Source organism: Sedimentisphaera salicampi (assembly GCF_002117005.1).
GTDB lineage: Bacteria > Planctomycetota > Phycisphaerae > Sedimentisphaerales > Sedimentisphaeraceae > Sedimentisphaera > Sedimentisphaera salicampi.
Genome location: NZ_CP021023.1, coordinates 977,181 through 997,684, shown reverse-complemented (window position 1 = coordinate 997,684; position 20,504 = coordinate 977,181). Strand labels below are relative to the sequence as shown.

The 20,504-nt window shown below is 45.3% G+C and carries 14 protein-coding genes; 10 read left to right on the top strand and 4 right to left on the bottom strand.

The genetic code is table 11. The annotated features are described in order from the left end of the window. The first annotated feature begins 8 nt into the window (after positions 1–8). Positions 9–1,292 (top strand): O-acetylhomoserine aminocarboxypropyltransferase/cysteine synthase family protein, encoded by a 1,284-nt coding sequence (locus tag STSP1_RS03685; RefSeq protein WP_085755052.1) that lies wholly within the window; start codon positions 9–11, stop codon positions 1,290–1,292. A gap of 70 nt (positions 1,293–1,362) precedes the next feature. Here STSP1_RS03685 and STSP1_RS03680 read toward each other — a convergent pair whose 3' ends face one another. Continuing rightward, positions 1,363–3,333, bottom strand: a complete 1,971-nt coding sequence (locus STSP1_RS03680; protein ID WP_085755051.1) for a hypothetical protein — start codon at positions 3,331–3,333, stop codon at positions 1,363–1,365. A gap of 1,594 nt (positions 3,334–4,927) precedes the next feature. Here STSP1_RS03680 and hflK point away from each other — a divergent pair. From hflK to STSP1_RS03650, 6 genes are all read left to right on the top strand, one after another. Continuing rightward, positions 4,928–5,893, top strand: a complete 966-nt coding sequence (hflK, locus tag STSP1_RS03675) for an FtsH protease activity modulator HflK (protein WP_085755050.1) — start codon at positions 4,928–4,930, stop codon at positions 5,891–5,893. After that, on the top strand, positions 5,890–6,849 hold the full coding sequence (hflC, locus tag STSP1_RS03670) for a protease modulator HflC (protein WP_085755049.1): 960 nt from the start codon (positions 5,890–5,892) through the stop codon (positions 6,847–6,849). The genes hflK and hflC overlap by 4 nt, the downstream gene beginning before the upstream one ends. Before the next feature lie 14 nt (positions 6,850–6,863). Further along, positions 6,864–7,397 carry a Fe-S-containing hydro-lyase gene (locus STSP1_RS03665; protein WP_085755048.1) on the top strand — a complete coding sequence of 178 codons (534 nt, stop codon included), beginning with the start codon at positions 6,864–6,866 and terminating at the stop codon, positions 7,395–7,397. Positions 7,398–7,697: 300 nt separating this feature from the next. Then, a complete protein-coding gene (locus STSP1_RS03660) occupies positions 7,698–8,831 on the top strand; it encodes an ABC transporter substrate-binding protein (protein WP_161491595.1) in 1,134 nt (377 codons plus the stop codon). Then, positions 8,828–12,487 (top strand): PAS domain S-box protein, encoded by a 3,660-nt coding sequence (locus STSP1_RS03655; protein ID WP_085755046.1) that lies wholly within the window; start codon positions 8,828–8,830, stop codon positions 12,485–12,487. Before STSP1_RS03660 ends, STSP1_RS03655 begins: the two co-directional genes overlap by 4 nt. Positions 12,488–12,497: 10 nt before the next feature. Further along, entirely contained in the window at positions 12,498–13,127 is a 630-nt protein-coding gene (locus tag STSP1_RS03650; protein ID WP_085755045.1) for a response regulator, read from the top strand. Between the two features lie 193 nt (positions 13,128–13,320). Here the strand turns inward: STSP1_RS03650 and STSP1_RS03640 are convergent, their stop codons facing one another. The 3 genes from STSP1_RS03640 to STSP1_RS03630 all read right to left on the bottom strand — a co-directional run bounded on the left by STSP1_RS03640 (position 13,321) and on the right by STSP1_RS03630 (position 15,346). Beyond that, positions 13,321–13,674 carry an STAS-like domain-containing protein gene (locus tag STSP1_RS03640; protein WP_085755043.1) on the bottom strand — a complete coding sequence of 118 codons (354 nt, stop codon included), beginning with the start codon at positions 13,672–13,674 and terminating at the stop codon, positions 13,321–13,323. Positions 13,675–13,694: 20 nt separating this feature from the next. Next, entirely contained in the window at positions 13,695–14,546 is an 852-nt protein-coding gene (locus STSP1_RS03635) for an ATP-binding protein (protein ID WP_085755042.1), read from the bottom strand. 140 nt (positions 14,547–14,686) lie between these two features. Next, on the bottom strand, positions 14,687–15,346 hold the full coding sequence (locus tag STSP1_RS03630; protein ID WP_085755041.1) for a YqaA family protein: 660 nt from the start codon (positions 15,344–15,346) through the stop codon (positions 14,687–14,689). A gap of 176 nt (positions 15,347–15,522) precedes the next feature. On the opposite strand from STSP1_RS03630, the gene STSP1_RS03625 reads away from it, so the two are divergent. From STSP1_RS03625 to STSP1_RS03615, 3 genes are all read left to right on the top strand, one after another. Further along, positions 15,523–16,449: a glycyl-radical enzyme activating protein gene (locus STSP1_RS03625; protein ID WP_085755040.1), complete on the top strand. Its 927-nt coding sequence runs from the start codon at positions 15,523–15,525 to the stop codon at positions 16,447–16,449. Positions 16,450–16,576: 127 nt separating this feature from the next. Next, complete coding sequence (locus tag STSP1_RS03620; protein WP_085755039.1) at positions 16,577–18,043, top strand: sulfatase; 1,467 nt, start codon at positions 16,577–16,579, stop codon at positions 18,041–18,043. A gap of 19 nt (positions 18,044–18,062) precedes the next feature. Next, positions 18,063–20,498: an alpha-L-arabinofuranosidase C-terminal domain-containing protein gene (locus STSP1_RS03615; protein ID WP_085755038.1), complete on the top strand. Its 2,436-nt coding sequence runs from the start codon at positions 18,063–18,065 to the stop codon at positions 20,496–20,498. Positions 20,499–20,504 lie beyond the last annotated feature (6 nt).

The following is a 20,504-nucleotide window of genomic DNA, read 5'->3' as shown; positions in this document are numbered from 1 at the left end:
GAGCATTTATGGAAGATAAATATCATCTGGATACGCTTGCAATCCACGCAGGCTACGAAAGAGACAAACAGACTCGAAGCGTTAATGAGCCTATCTACCAGACCACAGGTTATCATTATGACAGCACCGAGCAGGCGGCGAATTTATTTGAGCTTGAGGAAGAAGGCAATATATACTCAAGGCTTACAAATCCAACAGTTCGAATACTCGAAAAACGCATTGCAGCTCTGGAAGGGGGGCAGGAGGCGGTAGCTTTCAGCTCAGGTATGGCTGCTATTGCGGGTGTGGTTCTTGCGCTTTGCAGAGAGGGCGATAACATCGTATCCTCAAGCTCGCTCTACGGAGGAACAAGCACCCTCTTCACCCACACGCTCAAGAAATGGGGCATAGAAACGCGTTTTGCCGATTCCACCGACCCGGACACCTTCGCTGGGCATATAGACAACCGAACTAAGATGGTGTATTTCGAAACTATAGGCAACCCAAAGAACGATGTGCCCGAGATTGAGCAGATTGTAAAAATTGCCCACCAAAGTCAGGTGGCTGTTGTATGCGATAATACTGTTACCTCAGCGATGCTGATAAGGCCGATTGATTTCGGTGTGGATGTAGTTGTGCAGAGCTGCACAAAGATAATAGACGGACGCGGCTCCAGCGTAGGCGGAATCGTTGTAGAAAGCGGAAATTTCAACTGGGCACGAGGCAGATACCCTGATATGGTAGAGCCTGACGCAAGCTATCACGGCCTTAAACTGTGCGAGAAATTCGGCAAGGTAGCTCTCTCGGCGAGGCTTCGCATACAAACCCTTAGGGATATCGGGGGCTGTATGTCTCCCTTTAATGCTTATATGTTTCTGCACGGCCTTTCAACGCTTCATCTCCGAGTACCGAGGCACTGCGAAAATGCCCTCGAGCTGGCGAGATTCCTCGAGGCAAACAAGTTTGTAAGCTATGTAAACTATCCCGGCCTTGAAAGCGATCCGCATTATATGAATGCTCAGAAATATCTGCCTAAAGGGCAGGGGGCAATTCTGGGCTTCGGGATTAAAGGCGGCATTGAAGCTGGCAAGAAGTTTATAAACAGTGTTAAGCTCGCCTCTCACGTAACAAACCTGCTCGACAGCAGAACGATGGTGGTTCATCCAGCCTCAACCACCCATCAGCAGCTCTCTGAGCAAGAGAAAATTGATGCCGGCGTGCTGCCGGATTTTATCAGGGTATCTGTGGGAACTGAACACATTGATGATATCCTTGCCGATTTTGAGCAGGCAATAAAGGCATCCCAGAGCTGAAATCAGGCTGCGCAGCAGAAAAAACGGGGCGAATGTTCGCCCCGCTGGAATGAAGAATCTGGTGCTTAAATCAATCTGCCGGACGGTTGTCTGTAAGCCAGTTTCCAGCCATCTCAGCGATATCAAGCATATCTACCACGCAATCCTCATTGGCATCGCCAACTGGATGTGGGTGGTTCAAATCTCCGCACCGAGGTTCCGGCGATTCAACGTATATCTCGTAAGGCCCGAGCTCACCGTAAATTTTGATATAATAATAATTACCTTCGGTTAAGTATGGGTGAACTACTGTAGCAGATCCTCCCTTATAGTCGCTTGAACCGAGTTTGTAATTGTACACTCCCGCAGATTCTTCTTCGTAAAGCTGCAGATACATATAGCCTGCGCCGGATAAATTTTCAAATCCCAGGGTATAATTCCCTGTCATAGGAGCTAGGAACTTAATAACATCCCAGTCTGTGTTGAAATTTGCTGAGTAATTTATTTCGCCGGCCTGAGGGGTTCCGTCGAGCTGAGAAAATTCGGCTGCATCTTCGAAAGTGTTTCCGTACTCATCCTGCTCTAAGCCTAAGTCGATTACGCTCAGATTGTAATATTCACCGATCTTCGAATCATCTCCAAATACATTAATTTTATAGAAACCATCGTACAAGGATACAATCGTGGCGTAATTATAAACGGTGTTTTGCAGCAGGCTGCAATCGTTATCGTACAATTTGAAATTAACGTTTGAGTAGTCCGAACGTGTAAGAACAATTTCGTATTTATGCAGACGCTGCGTCTCAAATTTGAACCAGTCTGTATCCAGAGGGATGCTGTTTACAGGGTCTGATCTGTTTATAGTGCCATCTGTGGGCGGTGCGCCAGCAATTATTTCGTTTGCCGTTTCGCAATCATCGGAGTAGCTGTCTTCAGGGAAAGCCTCCAGAATCTCTGCACCAATGGAATAATCGCCTAAATAGCCGTGTCCATAAACCTCAAAATAAACAGTGTTATTCTTTTCAATAAAAACATCATAGGTTTCCATTTTATTGTAAGCTGCTGTAAAGAAGTGAGAAACGAGCTCGCCATAATCATTTTCCTGAGCAACGTGCAAATACTTGTAGCCGCCATTGTTGCGGCTTATCAGAGAAATTCTGTAAAGAGTTTCCGCTTGCGGGGTGAATTTGAACCAGTCTAAATCAGGGTTCAAGTCTTGATTGTAGTCTATAGAGCCTTCTGTTAAATCTGGGCCTGGGGTGATTTCAAATGCCTGATCGCTGAAATTCGGATAGTCATCCTGCATTATTCCGAGGTCTGTAACCTGAAGGTTGTAGTATTCGCCCTTCTCGTACTGCCCGCCTGCAACTTTAATTTTATAATTTTCGCCATTCAGAGATACAATAGTTTTGCTTGTTCCGCTCATATTAACAGGGTCGCAGTCTTCATAATAAAGCCAAAAGTTCATATTTCTGTTGTCCGCATCGCCTAGCAGAATCTGATATCTGTGCATCTGTTCGGCCTCGAATTCGAACCAGTCTTCATCCGCAGGGAGCTGGAGGATTGGATCGAAGTGCGTGATTGTGCCTTCTATCAGCGTATCAAGAGCGATCATAGTGGGCGAAGAGCAGTCATCGGAATACGAATCCTCGGGGTAAGTGCCCAGAGCTGCCGCTTCAACTGAATAATTGCCCTCGCTGCCGTAAATCCTTATGCATACATCCTCTGCCGGTTCAAGGAATACATCCCTCGTCAGTGAGCCTGCGTAAATACCCCCGCTGGTCTGTCTTACGCTTGTGCCCAGTGCATCAACGAAGAAAATCTCCATATATTTGTAGTTGTTTTCTGTGGAATCAAGTGAAATTCGGTAAAGGGTGTTTCCCGGGCTTGAAAACTTGAACCAGTCATTATCGCCGCTTGGCGTGAGGGTGCCGTAAATCTCCCCTGTTCCCGGTGCTATAACTTCGGCAGTTGAAATGTCATCACCATAGTCGGGGTCTTCTGCAAGACACGGAAAAGATGCAAAAAGACAAGCCGCACCAATAATTAAACAAATCTTCATTACTGAACTCCTTAAAAAAATGAACTGTTTTATTTTTATTATAGCAAGCTTGAATCGTTTCCTGATACAAATTTTTTTCAAAATGATTTTTTTCTTGTTAAACGAGTAAAAATACTTTAGAAGCAGCTTGTTTTTTTACATCTTGCAGAATAATTACCCTTGCAGGCAGAGGATTTTTCAGCCGCTAATCCCCGCTAATTTTTCACTAATGATTTTGCAAAGAGCCACGAGCCACAGGCTACTCTGCCACTGGCCACTCTGCCGCAGGCGGACTTGCAGCTCTGCTACTCGCTACAGGCCACTATCTTTATCTCATCCTGTAAATCTTGTTAATCCTGTCTAATTTCTTACTTCCCTCCGATTGCTCCGATTCCTCTCCGCCTCCGGCGGACAGCCGGCGGATTGAAGATGTTCCTTAAATTGTATGCTGATACAGCAGCAGGGTATCGGGAAGTCAAACATTTACAAAACCTGCCCGAAAACCCAACCGGTAGGGAAAACCGACCAGTCCGAAAACCAGACCGGTAGGAAAATCCGACCAGTCCAAAAATCAGGCAGGTACCTGCCCGAAAACCAGACAGGAACCTGTCCGAAAATTAGACCATAAAAGAATAAGAAAAGAAAAGAGTAATGTGGACGAGCCTTCCGGATACACTTTTGTGCTGAAGGGAGGAAAAAATTACTCACTTCCAAAAGCCAAACTCGAAGAGTATCAAAAAACGTTCCAAGCAGTGCGGGAGAAAATCCCACACCCCCAACGTCTAACTGTGGGAAAAATTTCCAAGGCAGTGTGGGAAAAACGTTCACAGCAATGTGGGAGAAACTCCCACACCCCCAGCGTCTAACTGTGGGAAAAACTTCCCAAAGGTGTGGGAAAAACGTTCACAAAAGTGTGGGAGAAATTCCCACGTAAAAGAAAAGAACTATTAAAAGAGAAATGTGGACGAGCCTTCCGGATACACTTTTGTGCTGAAGGGAGGGAAGGATTACTCACTTCCAAAAGCCAAACTAATAAATGGGTAACTGTCCCTATTTAAACTAACCGCTAATCAACACTAATTTTTCACTAATGATTTTGCCACTCGCTACTCTGCCACTTGCCACGAGCAACGAATCTATCCGCTTGCTCCGTCCGCCTTCGGCGGACTCCACGCACGGCTCTGATTGTCGTTAGTATTTCGCAGCGATTTCACAAAACGAGATATTTAAACCGAGCCACGCATGAAGACCCGCCGCAGGCGGGGCGAAATAAGTGGACAGCAGACGTTCATCACAGACTGGCCGCAGCATTTACGGACTGAGTCAGAGGCACACAGAGGGGAGATATTTTTTTAACCACTAATCAGCACTAATTTTTCACTAATGATTTTGCCACGAGCTACTCTGCCACTCTGCCACTCTGCCACTTGCCATCCGCCGCAGGCGGACTTGCAGCTCTGCCACTCGCCATCCGCCGCAGGCGGACTTGCAGCTCTGCCACTCGCCCCAAAAAATTGTCGCACACATTTTTTTTGAATCAGTGATTATTTTTTGTGTTTACAGTTGTTTCTGTTAAAATAGTGGGAAATAATGAAAATCAGACTAAGAGGTAGAAATGGTTAAACAATTTTTTGATGCTGAAAGCAATTTCTCCAAGTACATACTGCTTGGTATAGGTGCAGCACTGGTTATAGGGATCATAAATGGATCTTTCTATACAGTGAACACTGACGAACGTGCTGTAGTTACCAGATTCGGCGAGTTCAGCCGGACAGCCGAACCCGGCCTTCATTTCAAGCTCCCCTTCGGGATTGAAGCGGTGTCAACGCCGAAGGTAACCACCGTGTTCAAAGAGGAATTCGGCTTCAGAACGCTTAAAGCAGGCGTTGAGAGCCAGTACGACCGCCGCGACTTTTCCAGCGAATCGCTTATGCTTTGCGGCGATCTGAGCGTTGCAGACGTTCAGTGGATTGTGCAGTACAGGATTATCGATCCTCAGAAGTACCTGTTCAATATCAGAGACCATCGCAAAATGCTTCGTGATGTAGCAGAGGCGGTAGTTCGAAGGGAAGTGGGCGATTCTTCGGTTGATGAAGTGCTTACAGAACGCAGGATGGAGATTAACGAACTCGTTGAAGACGGCATGCAGAAGATACTTGATGATTATGAATCAGGGCTCTTTGTAGTAACAGTGAAGATGCAGGATGTTAATCCGCCGGATCCGGTGAAGCACGCCTTTAATGAAGTGAACGCTGCTCAGCAGGAGAAGGAAAAGCTCATAAACAGCGCTAAGAAAGAGTATAACGAGATTATTCCAAAGAAGCGGGGCGAGGCGCAGAAAATGGTGCAGCAGGCCGAGGCTTACGCTGTTAAGAGAGTGAATGAGGCTGAAGGTGATGCAGGCCGATTCAAAGAAATCTACAACAACTACAAAAACAGCAAAGACGTTACACGTACAAGAATGTATCTCGAGGCTGTCAACGAGGCCTTCCCCGAAATCGGCCAGCTTAACATTATAGACAAAGAAGTGGAATCGCTTCTGCCTCATATGAATTTAAACAAAAAGGAGGAATCTAAATGAATCCTACCAAAATAGCGAATTATATCCTGTGGGGCTTTATCGCCCTTTTTGTGGCGTTCAACCTCTTCTGTTATACGGTTAAAGAAACCGAGCAGGCTGTTATCACGCAGTTCGGCAAGTATAAGAGGGTTGAAAAGGATGCAGGCCTGAAATTCAAAATTCCTTTTGTAGAAAAGGTTAATATGTTTGAAAAGCGTCTGCTCGAATGGGACGGAACACCCACTCAAATGCCGACCGTGGAAAAACGTTATATCAACGTTGACACATTCGGCCGCTGGCGCATCGTAGATCCTCTCGAATTTATGAAAACCCTCCGCACAGAAACGGCCGCTCAGAGCAGGCTTGATGATATTATAAATTCTGCTGTTAGAAACAGAATCTCCAGCAATCAGCTTATCGAAGCTGTGCGGAATTCCAACAGAGAGATGTCCATGATGGTTGAAGTGAAGGACATCCGTGAACAGGATGTGAGCAATATATCAATGGGCAGAAACGCAATTGAGAATAAAATTCTCGCTGAAGCTAAAATTTCGGCCAAGGATTTCGGAATCGAGCTCGTGGATGTGCTTATTAAACGCATAAACTACACCGAGCAGGTGCGTGAGAAGGTTTACGAGAGGATGGTGGAAGAAAGGCTCCGCGTGGCTGCTGAATACCGCTCTGAAGGTGAGGGCGAGAAGATGAATATTCAGGGTAAGATTGAGAATGATACAAACCGCATCATCTCAGAGGCTTATAGGGAGTCTCAGCAGATTCGCGGTTCAGCAGATTCAGAGGCGGTTAAAATCTACGCAGAGTCATACGGCCTCGACCCCGATTTCTTTGCCTTCTACAAAACGCTTGAGTCTTACAAGGAAAACCTCAAGGGCTCAAACGCTGTGCTCTCAACAGACAGCGAATACCTGAAATACCTTTCCTCAAGCACAGGCAGGCAAATGCAGGAAACAGCGGAGTAGGCGGAAGGCTTCTGATGGCAAAGAAGATCTCTACTCCCCTGACAAAACAGAAAACAGCAGAGCTCAGAGCAGGCGAGGAAGTGCTCATCTCGGGCGTTATATACAGCGCTCGGGATATGGCGCACAAAAGACTCACCGAATCCATCGCACGCTCTGAGCCTCTTCCTATTGATATAGAGGGGCAGATAATTTATTTTGTAGGCCCTTCGCCGGCAGCAGAGGGAAGGCCGGCCGGTTCTGCAGGCCCCACCACATCTTCAAGGATGGATCAATTCAGCCCGATACTTCTGGATAACGGCCTTGCCGGTATGATAGGCAAAGGCTACCGCGGCGATGCTGTGATCAATTCCCTTATTAAGAATACAGCAGTGCATTTCAGTGCTGTCGGCGGGGCAGGCGCACTTTTGAGCAAATCTATAGTCAAATCGGAAGTGGTGGCATATCCTGAGCTCGGCCCAGAGGCAATCCACCGCCTCGAGGTTTCGGATTTCCCTGCAGTTGTAGCCTACGACTCCACAGGCGCAAGCATTTACGAGCGCAAGAAATAACCCCTGAATTTTGCGAGCTTTTGAAAAAGAGAGGACTGTAAATTAACGCAGGCTCGGCATGTAATTTTCGAATAGAATAAACTACCCCTTGTTTTTTGTATGCCAGGAATAAAATAAACTGCGAAAATTTGGGTTTTAATAATCAGGCGTAACGGAGAGATTATGAGGTCGAAAGCATTTTATTTTTTTATCCTGTTTATTTCTGCAGCCTTCTCCGCAAGGTTGCCGGCAGCCGGTGAAATTCAATCTAAAAACAGCAAAAGCACGCCAGAACCCCTGCATATCTATCTTGACGCGGATATGACTCTGCTTGCAGAATCAGGTGCCTCAATAAAACGCGGAATAGAAACCGCCCTTGCCGAGGCAGGAAACAAGATTGACGGCAGAAGGGTCGAAATTGTTGTTAAAGATCATCAGGGCAATACAGTCCGAAGCAGAAGGCATATGGAGGAATATCTCAAAGACCCTCGGGCTCTTGCTGTTTTTTCCGGTCTGCATTCTCCCCCTCTTCTGGCAAACAGGGATTTTATAAATGAAAATGGCATTTTAGTTTTAGATCCATGGGCAGCTGCCGCACCAATTACCCGATATCCGTCTCCCGAGAATTGGATCTTCCGGCTTTCAATTGATGATTCCAAGGCCGGCGGAGTGATCGTAGATTATGCGATGAACAAAAAAGAATATCAGAATCCCGCACTTCTTCTTGAGCAAACCGGTTGGGGGGAATCGAACAGGAAATCTCTTACGAAAGCCATTAGGGATTTTGGATTCGGCTCTCCAGCTGTTATAAAAATGTTCAACTGGAACCTCACTGAAAACGGGGCGAAAATAATACTTAGGGATATTTGTACCAGCGGGGCGGATGTCGTTTTTCTAGTGGCAAACGCACCTGAAGGGAAAACCATCGCACGGGCAATGGCCTCTCTTCCCGAGGGAAAAAGGCTTCCAATATGCAGCCACTGGGGCATTACAGGGGGAGATTTTCCTCAGGAGATAGATGCGCAGATGAGGGAAAAAATTAAGCTCAGCTTCATTCAGACAAATTTCTCATTTATCTCAAGCCCCCAAACCGAATTGAGCAGGAGGGTTTTCTCGTTAGCCAAATCTTTGTATCCCAAAAAAATCAAAGAACCGGTAGATATTAAAGCCCCCGCAGGATTTATACACGCCTACGACCTCACAAAAATCCTGATAAGAGCCGCAGAAAATGCAGGACTTACGGGCGATATAATCATAGACAGAGCCGCTGTGAGAAGTGCTCTGGAAAATCTGGATAGACCGGTGGAAGGGCTTATAAAAGTTTATAACAAACCTTTTAGCGAATTTACCGAAAATAATCCTGATGCCCACGAAGCATTGAATGCAGAAGATTACGTTATGGCGCATTACCGCAGAGACAATGCAATAGTTTTTGAATCGATGTACGTGAAATGAAGAACAAACGAAATGGTATTCAAGGGGCAAAGAAAGCAGCGGAACTGATCCCTGTATCTAAAGCTGTAAGGAATTTTATCCTTACAATTACTGTTCTTACAGGCCTCGTGGTGTGTTTTTTTGTTGTCTTGGGTGCAAACACTGTGGTGAAAAGCCTTGATCAAAGGGCTTGCAGGGAGAAAACCCTTGCCGCAGATGATATCTTCAATAGATTCATCGATAATCATTATATGATTCTCAAAGACTACGCTGATTTTCCGCTTATCACTCAGGCAGTTATGCAGCCGAAATCAAATCTCTCAAGCGTAGGGGATTTTATGAAAACGCTTTCTTTCTTCGGCAGGAAATACCAGCTAACCCTTTTAGACTGTTTCGGAAGCAGAATTAAAAGCACTAAAGAAAACCCCTTATTCGATTATTCCTCGCAGCAATGGATGCAGAGGCTGGCAGAAGGAGAAATTGAAAAGTTTTCTTCTGTAAGCCGGCAGGGCAGGAATTTCTTCTTCAGGGTTGTCTCGCCAGTAGATTATAAAGGGACTGTGCAGGGGTTCTTGGTACTCGAGATTCCCGTGGACGAGATTGTTGAGCAGTCTTCTTTAAAGAGTCTTCTTTCCGGCTCGCATCTTGCTGTCTATTCCGGCAGTAATCTTATCCTGCAAATAGGCACAAGGGGCAGTTCCGTTGAGCATATGAGAAAGAATGCAGATCTCGGGCTTAAATTTGAATATTCTCATAGCAGAAGCCAAAGCGCTGAAGCGGTAGCTTTGCTCACAGTAAAACTCCTGTTGATTTTGTTGGCCTTTGTTGCCGTTAACGTGATGATAGGAATGTATTTTGGGAATAAATTCTTTGCAAGGCCTCTTGAGGTCTTCCGGCAGGCTGCTGCTGATTTTGCAAAGCACCGAAAGTCTTTCAGACCTGAGCAGATTGGGTCTAAGATAAGAGAGCTTGAGCTTTTGGCAAGGGAATTCAGCTCTATGGAAATGCAGATCGTGCAGAATGAATCTGAGCTGGGCAAGGCAAGGAAGCACCTTGAGGAAAGGGTTATTGAAAGGACAAAAGAGCTCAATGAGGCTAATGCTGAAATCCTCACTTCAGTGAGGAGATGGCAGGCTACTTTCAATTCCTCTCAGAGCCTTATTATAGTTTATGATGAAAATCTCAATATCGTTAAAGCTAACAGGGCAGCGGAAAAATTCCTAAACAGCAGTGCCGATAAGCTGATGGGCAGGCATTTCAGCAGTGTATTTGGAAGCTGCGAGATAGAGGATGGCTTTATTTATTCTGCTGAAGCTGTTTTGGAAAAGGGCGGTCATTCATGGGAGATGTATTTCAAAGAATGTGAAAGATGGATGCTCTCCAACTTAGACCCAATCTACGCGGAGAATGGAAGCATCAGCGGAGCTGTACAGTTTCTTCAGGATATTACAGACCTGCGGGAAGCTCAGAAGCAGGTTACTGAAAATGCCGAGAGGCTCTCGCTCGCTTTGGAAGGTTCAGGACTTGGCCTATGGGACTGGCAAATCAAAACCGGCAAAATTAAAATTGACAGCAGATGGGCCGGTATGCTCGGCTATGAGATTGAAGACATCCCTGAGAAAATTGAAGCTTGGAGCCAGAGAATACATCCCGATGATTATCAGAGGGTAATGGATGAATTGCGTAAAGCAATGAGGGGCGAGGTTGACCAGTATCATGTGGAGCATAGGCTCAAAACCAAAAGCGGGGAGTATAAGTGGATTTTAGACAGCGGCAGGATCATTGAATTCGATGAGCTGGGCGAGCCTTTGAGAATGGCAGGGATACATCAGGATATAAACGAAAGCAAGCTCCTAACGGAAAAACTCAAGCAGAGCGAGGCGAATCTAAGCAGCTTCTTTAACTCTGTTGACAGTTTGTTTTCTGTTTTGGATATGCAGGGCAATATTATTGAGGTAAACCAGCCTCTGCTGAACAAACTCGGATACTCACGCGAGGAAATTATAGGCCGAAACATCTTAATTTGCCATCCCGAGCAGTACAGGAAGGAGGCAGGTGAAAATGTAGAGCAGATGCTTAAGGGCAAGCGGGAAAGCTGTCCCTTGCCTTTAGCCGCCAAAGACGGTACGATAATCCCGGCAGAGTCGTATGTTATCAAGGGCATATGGAATGGAAAGCAGGCGCTTTTCGGAATCAGCAAGGACATATCTCAGTTGAAAGAGTCTGAAGAGAAATTCGCCAAAGCCTTCAACTCCTCACCGCTTCTGATGGCCTTAAGTACGGTTGAAAGCGGCAAATTCATAGACGTTAATGATACATTTCTCAATGTACTTGGATTTGAGAGAGATGAAGTTATCGGCAAAACATCTCAGCAGCTCCGGCTTTTTGAAGATGTAGAAAAAAGGCACAAAACCGCAGAGAAAACCCTGCAGCAGGGATATGTTAGAGAATCCGAACTCAAAGTTCGCAAGAAGAATGGAGAAAAGCTTATTGTTTTGTTTTCTTCTCATTTAATCAATACACAGAGGGGGAAAATTCTGCTTACAGCTGCAAATGATGTTACCCAGCTTCGAGAGAATCAGAGGATGCTCAGAGAGAGCGAGCAGAGGCTTTCGGGACTGATATCTTCCATTACAGACTGCATGTTTATTGTGAATAATGATTTCCGAATCAGCTGGACAAACGAAACAGCTGCCGGGATTTTTGGCGGGGTTGAAGGCTTAAAATGGAATTCTGTTTTCAAGAATGCCGACGTAGAGGAAGGCATTCTCGCTGCAGCCTTTAACGATGGTGAAATACATGACTGCGAGGTTGAAATAAAGCCGGAAAGAAAAAGCTCTGCAATGAATTTCTGGTGTACAGTGAGCCCGGTTAAGTATTCAAACGGCATAACAGAAACAGTGGTGGTTGTTTGCAGGGACATTACAAAGAGAAAGGAGTATGAGGCAGCCCTTTCTCGCTCAAGGCAGATTCTCGAGCAAAAGGTTGAGCAGAGAACTAAAGAAATAGATAATTCAAAAAAAGAACTCAGAGAGCTGTATATCCGCCTTAACAAAGTGCAGGAAGATGAGAGAAAGCAGATTTCTCGGGAAATTCACGACCAGCTGGGAACAATCCTCACTACGCTGAAGTATGACCTTGCTTGGGTGAAAAATAAAGCCCCTGGCAGTGATGAGCAGTCTGAATTATTAGAAAGTAAAATTAATCAAATGTCTGATAAGATTGACGGGATAATCGAAACCGTCCAGCGGATAAGCTCTCAGCTTCGCCCGGGCCTTCTTGATGATATGGGGCTTCCAGCGGCGATTGAATGGCAGGCGGAAAAATTCGCTGAAACTGCTGATATAATGATTGATACAGAGTTTGACGAATCAATTAAATTTGACTCTGAATGCAGTACAGCGGTTTTCAGGATATTTCAGGAGCTTATGACCAATGTTTTAAGACACGCTAAAGCGAGTTTTGTTTTAGTAAAGCTTTACAATCAAGGGCAATACGCTAAGCTGGATGTAATAGACAACGGAATAGGCATAAAAGATGCTGCAGCTTTCGACAAAAATTCCCTCGGGCTGATTGGTATCAGGGAAAGAGCAAATGTTTTTGGAGGAAGCTTCAGCATAGCCTCTGCTGCTGAAGGCGGCACTGTTGCAAGTGTTTTTATTCCATTAGAGAAATAGCGGAGAGAGAATGATTGAGATATTAGTTTGCGATGATCACGCTGTAGTTCGAGAAGGGCTAAAGCTTATAATAGAAAGCAGCGAGGATATAAGTGTGAAATCTGAGGCCGGTTCGGGAGAAGAGGCCGTGGCTTTGGTTACAAAGCACGCATTTGATGCTGTTATCCTTGATATCTCCATGGAAGGAATGGGAGGCATAGAGGCATTGAACCAGATCAAGAATACCCGCCCTGATCTGCCTGTTTTAATGCTGAGTATGCATCCAGAGGATCAGTATGCCGTGCGCGTTTTAAAGGCAGGAGCGGCCGGGTATCTTACAAAGAAAAGCGCTTCTGAAGACCTGCTCGAAGCTGTCAGAACTGTTTATAGAGGTAGAAAATTTATAACTCCTGCTGTGAGCCGGAAGTTGGTGGATACTATTCTTGAGCCTCAAAATTCACAAAAACACGAAGGCCTCTCAGACCGTGAATATCAAGTGCTGATTATGCTGGGTAAGGGAAAATCGCTTGGTGAAATCTCTGATGAGCTGCATTTATCCCCCAAAACCGTAAGCACATACAAAACGAGAATTATGAATAAAATGGGAATTTCAAATAACGCCGAACTAATCCGCTACTGCATCGAAAATTCCCTCGTTTAGGAGAATAGAAACAATTCAAACGAAAATTAAATTTACAGAAATAATCTTGTATGATCCAGAATACTGAGCGGCATATTTTCGTTTATTTAAGCCTGCGGGGGCGGGGTAAAGATAGAGCCAGATATTTGCATCTATAAGAATTTCTTCGCCGTTGCTGAAAGAATACGAGGACAGTTTGTGTATTCTATTCGGTTCATTCATCATCTTCCTCAAGCTCCTGCCAAGCCTCATCGTATGGTTCGGGATTGTTGTAGTATCTTAGGGCATTTTCTTTAACCCTCTCCAAAATCTGTAAATCAGAATTGCTGAGCCCCTGAACTTTAATAGAGGATTCAATTACATCTTTGCTAAATTGCCCGTATAGCTGGCCTATAGCAACGTTCAAAAACAGTGAGATCAGTATCTCCACCCCTTCAAAATTAAGGATGATTTTATTGTTTTCTTTAAGAAGAGGCTTTAGTTTATCGAACAGTTTTTGTCCGTCATCTGAAGATATGCAAAGACTGCCTACAAATTCTGCTGCGTTTATTTTTATTTCTTTCGGCATAATTCAAATCCTGTAAGTTATCATTCAGTTTCCATTTTGTAACTGTATTCATCTGCGGTATTGATTTCTATGTTTACGCAGGTGCCTGGAAAATCATACTTCATTTTTTTAAGCTGCTCGTCTTTCTGAGAAAATTCATAATAACCAAATCTTGAAATAACCTGTAGCTTGCCTTTATTAAGATTAAGAAAATCTTTGATTAGTTTCAAGCCAATTCCGCTGGGCTGTTTGAAGGTTCTGGTAGAATGCCCTTCTTTCAGAGCCCATTCTATGGCTTGTTTTGAGCTGATTTTATCATTTTTGAAAAACTTTCTTACATTTTCACGAATTCCAATTCCAGAATCTGATATTGAAAAATCAAACCTTTCTTTGTTCGGAAAGTATTGGCCGCAGGAAAATATGTTTATGCCGTGGCAGGAATGTGAACCCGAATTTTGAAATATCTCAAGAAGGCTTTGCTTGAACCGCTTGCTCAATTCGCCCGACATTTTCGGAATGCCTCGGCCTCTGAGATAGTATTTCAAATATTCCAGAAATTGTTCGTTGGCATTCTTTTTGAATTTTTTAAAGGGAATCGTTGTTTGATATGTGTCTTTTTCAATCTGAAACCCAAACTCAGCTAAAAGGCGGTTTCTGCATAAAACTTGTTTTATGTTTTGAGGGATGTTCTGGAGTTTTACGCTGTTAAGCTCTTCATAAAGCCTTGATATTATAGAATACAATGCAGCGGCCATATTTGCTTCAAAAAACTCACACTGCTCAAAATCGAGTTCAATTAAATCATATTTCAAGTGTCTGCTTGAGTTATACAGCCTTGCTATCTCCTCAAAGCCGTCTATATTGTTTCGGATAGATCCAACATTCAGATTCATAGTAACTCCATTTTTTTAAGGCAAATATCTTGCGAAAGCGGCCTGTTAAATGAAATTTGCCTTTCATTTTTTAATCATATCAGCTTGACAGCCTTCGTCAAGAATAGCAGTCAAAGGGGGCATGGTTTCTCAAGCAGTTTTTATGCCCCTCCAGAGTATTTGAATAGAAATGCAAGGCCGGCAAGCAGAATCATCACGAGGATCGTAACAGTATTGAAATGCTTTTCGATAAAATCTCTTGCCTTCTCGCCGAAAAGGTAAAACAGCAGGCCTTCAGTTCCGAAGCGAAGCGTCCGGAAAACAAGGCTGATAAGAACAAACTTCAGCACGCTCACCTTTGCAAGACCGGCAAGCCAGCTGAAGATCATATAGGGGACGGGCGTAAGAGCGGAGATTGAAATTGCCCAGAAATCATATTCTTCATAGAGCTCGAGAGCCTTCTGGGTTTTCTCGCCGATATGCATAAACTCTATCGAGCTGAAAAAGCCTATCACCCCGTCTCCAATCAGCAGACCTGTGAGCAGTGCGGTTGTCCCGCCGAGCACGGAGAAAAATGCGCAGATAAGCCCGTACTTTATCCCCTTCTTTGGTTTTGCAAGGCTCATCCCCAACACCATAACATCCGCAGGCACAGGCACGCATATAGGTTCAAAAAACGCAAGCAGAACAAGCACTGTCATCCCGTATTTTGTTTCCACCCATTTGAGAAACCAGTTGTAGAGTTTTTTGTGTATCTCCCAAGATTTAATATTTTTCTTCGAGAGCCCATCAGCTACGCTGTTTTCCTGATTTTCCGCCATAATTGCAATTCCAATCAATTTTAAGGTAATAGTTTTCAGGCCATAAATCGGCCAAACCTTAGAGCAAGCTCTATATTTTTACAAAAAATCTGTTAAAATTACCGCTTTAACCGGCTAATTACGAACTCAGAATTCAATAAGATATATTTTTGCTGAAAAAACACAAAGGTTTTTCGATGAGCAGGCTGAACAGGCAGAATGAAAATACCGGCTTCATTTTTGATTTCAAACGCTTTGCCGTTCACGACGGGCCGGGGATAAGGACAACAGTTTTTATGAAAGGCTGTCCGCTGAGGTGCAGGTGGTGTCATAATCCGGAGAGCTGGAGCATTCGCCCTGAGCTCAGATTCGCCCCGAACCTCTGCATAAGCTGCGGCAGGTGCGTGGAAGTATGCCCGGAGGGAGCGATAAGCTGGAAGAACGGCCAGCCCGAAACTGATCCTGAAAAATGCACCGGGAAGGGCAGGTGCTGCGAGGTTTGTGCGGCAGATGCGAGGATCCTGCTCGGCAGAGAATACACACCGCAGCAGGTTATGGAAGTTCTCGAGAAAGACAGGGTTTTCTATGAGCAGTCCGGAGGCGGGGTAACCTTCTCCGGAGGCGAGCCGTTTATGCAGCCCGAATTCCTGCTCAGCACTCTTGAGCTTTGCAAACAGGCCGGCCTGCATACAGCCGTTGACACCACGCTCTGTACCGAGCCGGAGCTGCTCAGCAGGGCATTTGAGCTTACCGATTTGTTCATCGTTGACGTAAAACAAACCGATTCAGCCAAACACAAGGAATTCACCGGCGCAGCTGCGGAGCAGATTCTGGATAATATAAAAATGCTTGGCGGAAGCGGGGCTGAGATAATCGTGCGAATCCCGCTTATTAAAGGGTTTAACGATGACATTTCTTTCATTAAGCAGGCAGTGGAGATTTGCAATAAATCACGCGTAAAGCAGATTGACCTGCTTCAATATAATGAAGGCGGGCTGGAAAAACAGAAGACTCTTATAGGAAAATCCTCCATCGTTAAATTTGAACCTGCAAGCGAGGATTTCTTCAATCAGGCAAAAACAATCCTCTCAGAATCAGGCCTTCTCGGCACTGCCGGCGGCTGATTTGTGCGCAAATTGGTTAATTTAAATACTTAAAATGGCTTTGAAATCAGGTCGATAATCATCTATCATTTTCCCAAAAGGATTTCTCTTAAATAAGACACGGAATATCTCTTTATGACAGGAGTAGATGATGAAAAGACGTGATTTCCTGAAGTCATCCGCAGGTTCTTTAATTGCGGCCGCAAGCAGTGGCTATGGAATTTCAGGTTTTCGTAATCGTAAATTCAATGTACTGTTCATAGCTATTGATGATATGAACGACTGGATCGGTCCTCTTGCCAACCATCTGCCTAAGGCAAAAACTCCCAGTCTTGACCGTCTTTCCGAAATGGGCGTTAACTTCACAAACGCTCACTGTGCAAGCCCCGCCTGCCATCCGTCAAGGGTTTCTGTTATGACAGGAGTGTCTCCCGGACGCAGCGGTTTGATTCAAAATGTTTTCAAGAGTTCCGGCAAACCTACTTGGCGCGAAAATAAAGTACTCAAAGATACTATTACTCTATCCCAGCATTTCAGAAATAATGGTTATACAGCCCTTGGTACAGGAAAACTTTTTCATGCCCTTCAGTGGTGGCCAGGAAGTGAGTGCCCCGCCGGAGACTGGGATGAATATTGGCCTACCGCTGAAAAACCGATACCGCAATGGCAAAGACCGGAATTAGTGCCAGATAGTGAAGCAGGTTTAACCAAAGGAAGGCCGCTTGGCGGCGCAAGCCAGCTCTTCGGAGCCCATCCGCTCAATATTGCAGATGAGAAAACAAGCGATTACAAAGTGGTAAGTTGGGCGGTTTCAAAGCTCAATAAAAAGCACAATAATCCTTTCTTCCTTGGTTGCGGCATCTTCCGTCCGCATATACCTTGGGAGGTACCTAAAAAATATTTCGATATGTACCCTCTTGAGGATATTCAGCTTCCGCCTCATAAGAAAGATGATTTGAAAGATGCTATGTCTCACGGCAGGGAGCACTGGCATAAGTGGGTGCTTGAAAATGATAAATGGGAAGAGTTTATTCAGGGCTATCTTGCAAGCATTTCATACTCCGATGCTATGCTTGGCAAACTCCTCGACGGGCTTGAACAAAGCAGATATAAAGATAACACCATAATCGTTCTATGGGCAGATCACGGTATGCATATAGGCGAGAAGCAGAACTGGGAAAAATTTACGCTTTGGGAAGAATCAACCAGAGTTCCGTTTATGTGGGTTGTGCCGGGTGTTACCGACGCAGGTTCAAAATGCAGCAGCCCTGTAAGCCTTATCGATGTTTATCCGACCCTTTGCGAGCTTACCGGCCTTCCTGTTCCCAAGCAATGCGACGGAAAAAATCTAACTTCTCTTCTCAAAAAACCATCTGATATAAGAGATGCTCCCGCAGTTACAACATACCGTTTTCGCAAAAAAATAGATGGTAAAACGCTTGTCGGAGCGAGTGTCCGCTCGCATAGATGGAGATACATCTATTACAACAGTGGTTTCGAAGAACTTTACGACCACAATAATGATGAAAATGAATTTACTAATCTTGCAAATAAGCCTAAATACAAGGTAGTGAAAGACAGACTTAAAAAATGGCTGCCGGAATTTTTGAAATAGTTTTTATGAAAGGGTGAAAATGAGAAGATTTATTAAACAGACAATTTCTTTTATGCTTTTAGCATTTATTGCGGCAGGAATTTCTTATGCCGATTCAGTTAATGTTACTGTAAATTGTGATGAAAAGAAGGCCGAAATCAGCGACCATCTTTACGGAATCTTCTTTGAAGATATAAACTTTGCAGCAGATGGAGGACTTTACGCCGAACTCGTGCAGAACAGGTCTTTCGAGTATCATACTGTACCCGGCAGAAATCCGCTTAGGGAAAAGTATCACGCGCTTTACGCATGGCAGAAGGTGGAGAGAAACGGCGGAGAATGCACACTCACTGCTGAGCGAGAGATACCCCTAAACAGAAACAACCATAATTACCTAACAGTGCATATAGATAAGGCGGGCGAGGCCGGCGTTATGAATACAGGCTACGACGGCATACCTCTGGACAGAGGAGCCAAGTACGATTTCTCAGTTTATGCCCGCAGAGAAGGGGGAATTTCGAAACTGAGCATCACACTTGAAACGCAGGACAGTAAAGTCTGCGGCAAGGCCTCTGTAAAAGGGATAGACGCAAACTGGAAGAAATTTGAAACCACGATTCAATCCCGCATAACGACAGATAATGCAAGGCTCGTGGTAACCTCAGAAAACACGGGAAAGCTTCATCTGGATATGATATCTCTCTTCCCGCAGGATACATTCAAGGGCAGGAAAAACGGGCTCAGAAAAGACCTCGCCCAGGCCCTTGCTGACCTTGAGCCGGAATTCCTCCGTTTTCCGGGCGGATGCATCTCCCACGGCCACAGCCTTGAGAATGCCTATCGCTGGCCGGATACTGTAGGTGATGTTGCGCAGCGCAGAGGCAACTGGAATCTCTGGGGCTACCACCAAACCTACGGGCTCGGGTTCTTCGAATACTTCCAGTTCTGTGAAGATATCGGAGCAGAGCCGCTGCCGGTAGTGCCGGTGGGGGTCTCGTGCGGATTCAGGCCGCCTTACGAATGCGCACCTATGGACGAGCTGGATGAATGGATTGATGAAGCTGTCAACTTAATCGAATTCGCTAACGGTGATACCGACACCGAATGGGGCAGCGTGCGTGCTGAGATGGGGCATCCTGAGCCTTTCGATATGGAGTACATCTGTCTCGGCAATGAAGAACACGACCGCCCTGAGCTCCACGAGCGTTTTCCGCATTTCGTAAAGGCAATTCGTGAAAAATACCCCGATATAAAGATAATCGGTACTTCCGGCCTCGGTACGGGCATACCGCTCTATCCGCTTATGGATAAGCTCAATGTTTACAGCTCTGATGAGCATTACTATATGTCGCCGGAGTGGTATTTCAATAATGACACACGATTCGATGATTTCGACCGCAGCAAGCCGCTGATATTTGTTGGCGAGTATGCCTCGCAGGGCAACACGCATTACAATGCCCTCGCAGAGGCCGCCTTCCTTACAGGCGTTGAGCGGAATGCCGATATCGTTGATATGACCTGCTACGCCCCGCTTTTCGCCCACAAAAACCATACGCAGTGGAGAGCCGCAGACCTGATCTGGTTCGATAAAAGGCAAGTGGTAAAAACGCCGAATTACTACGTTCAGCAGCTCTTCAGCAAAAATGCCGGCGATTATTATCTCGGTAATGATGTTGAAGTGGTTAGAGAGGGAAAGCCTCAAACGATATCAGGCAGCGTTGGCCTCGGCTCATGGAATACGCAAATTGAGGCAGCAGAGGCAAGGCTAAACGGCAGAAAGCTTGATCTCTCAGAATTTGAGCAAAGCTCAGGCGATTTCGATTTCAGCGGCGGCAGTCTTTCTCAGAAAGACGGCGGAGCGAGGCCGGCAATCAGCTTTTCTCCAAAAGAATTCAGCGGCGAAAAAATAACTTACTCCGTCCGTGCACGCAAAACAGCAGGCGATGAAGGCTTCCTTATAGTTTTCGGAGCTGAAAACAGCGATACATACTACTGGTGGAATATCGGCGGCTGGGGGAATTCTCAGCACGCTATCGAAAAGACCGTCAACGGCCGCAAATCCGTACTTACCCAGCGCAACGGAAGCATCAAGCCGAACCGGTGGTACGAGATGAAAGTTGAGCTCAGCTCGGGGCGAATCCGCTGCTATTTGGACAACAAGCTTATTCACGATTACAGCCTCGAAAAGAAAAGCATCTATGCCTCAGCAACATTAGATGAAGAAAAAGGCGAGGTGGCTGTGAAGCTGGTAAACTCCTCAGATAAGCCGGCAGATGTACGAATCAAGCTCAATAATATAAGCAGAGCTGCGAGAATGGCAGATGTGAAGCTGCTCGAAGGTGAACCGGGTGCAGAGAACACCTTCGAAAACCCTGACAGAATAAAACCGGAAACGAAGAGAATAAAGGCAGGCAGAGAGTTTGATTACAAAGCTCCTGCGATTAGCGTTCAGTTTATAAAAATTAAAGTGGATTAAAAAATT

Coding starts and splice junctions, on each gene's coding strand:
- STSP1_RS03685 (WP_085755052.1), top strand. CDS start 9: ATGGAAGATAAATATCATCTGGATACGCTTGCAATCCACGCAGGCTAC.
- STSP1_RS03680 (WP_085755051.1), bottom strand. CDS start 3,333: ATGAAGATTTGTTTAATTATTGGTGCGGCTTGTCTTTTTGCATCTTTT.
- hflK (WP_085755050.1), top strand. CDS start 4,928: ATGGTTAAACAATTTTTTGATGCTGAAAGCAATTTCTCCAAGTACATA.
- hflC (WP_085755049.1), top strand. CDS start 5,890: ATGAATCCTACCAAAATAGCGAATTATATCCTGTGGGGCTTTATCGCC.
- STSP1_RS03665 (WP_085755048.1), top strand. CDS start 6,864: ATGGCAAAGAAGATCTCTACTCCCCTGACAAAACAGAAAACAGCAGAG.
- STSP1_RS03660 (WP_161491595.1), top strand. CDS start 7,698: ATGACTCTGCTTGCAGAATCAGGTGCCTCAATAAAACGCGGAATAGAA.
- STSP1_RS03655 (WP_085755046.1), top strand. CDS start 8,828: ATGAAGAACAAACGAAATGGTATTCAAGGGGCAAAGAAAGCAGCGGAA.
- STSP1_RS03650 (WP_085755045.1), top strand. CDS start 12,498: ATGATTGAGATATTAGTTTGCGATGATCACGCTGTAGTTCGAGAAGGG.
- STSP1_RS03640 (WP_085755043.1), bottom strand. CDS start 13,674: ATGCCGAAAGAAATAAAAATAAACGCAGCAGAATTTGTAGGCAGTCTT.
- STSP1_RS03635 (WP_085755042.1), bottom strand. CDS start 14,546: ATGAATCTGAATGTTGGATCTATCCGAAACAATATAGACGGCTTTGAG.
- STSP1_RS03630 (WP_085755041.1), bottom strand. CDS start 15,346: ATGGCGGAAAATCAGGAAAACAGCGTAGCTGATGGGCTCTCGAAGAAA.
- STSP1_RS03625 (WP_085755040.1), top strand. CDS start 15,523: ATGAGCAGGCTGAACAGGCAGAATGAAAATACCGGCTTCATTTTTGAT.
- STSP1_RS03620 (WP_085755039.1), top strand. CDS start 16,577: ATGATGAAAAGACGTGATTTCCTGAAGTCATCCGCAGGTTCTTTAATT.
- STSP1_RS03615 (WP_085755038.1), top strand. CDS start 18,063: ATGAGAAGATTTATTAAACAGACAATTTCTTTTATGCTTTTAGCATTT.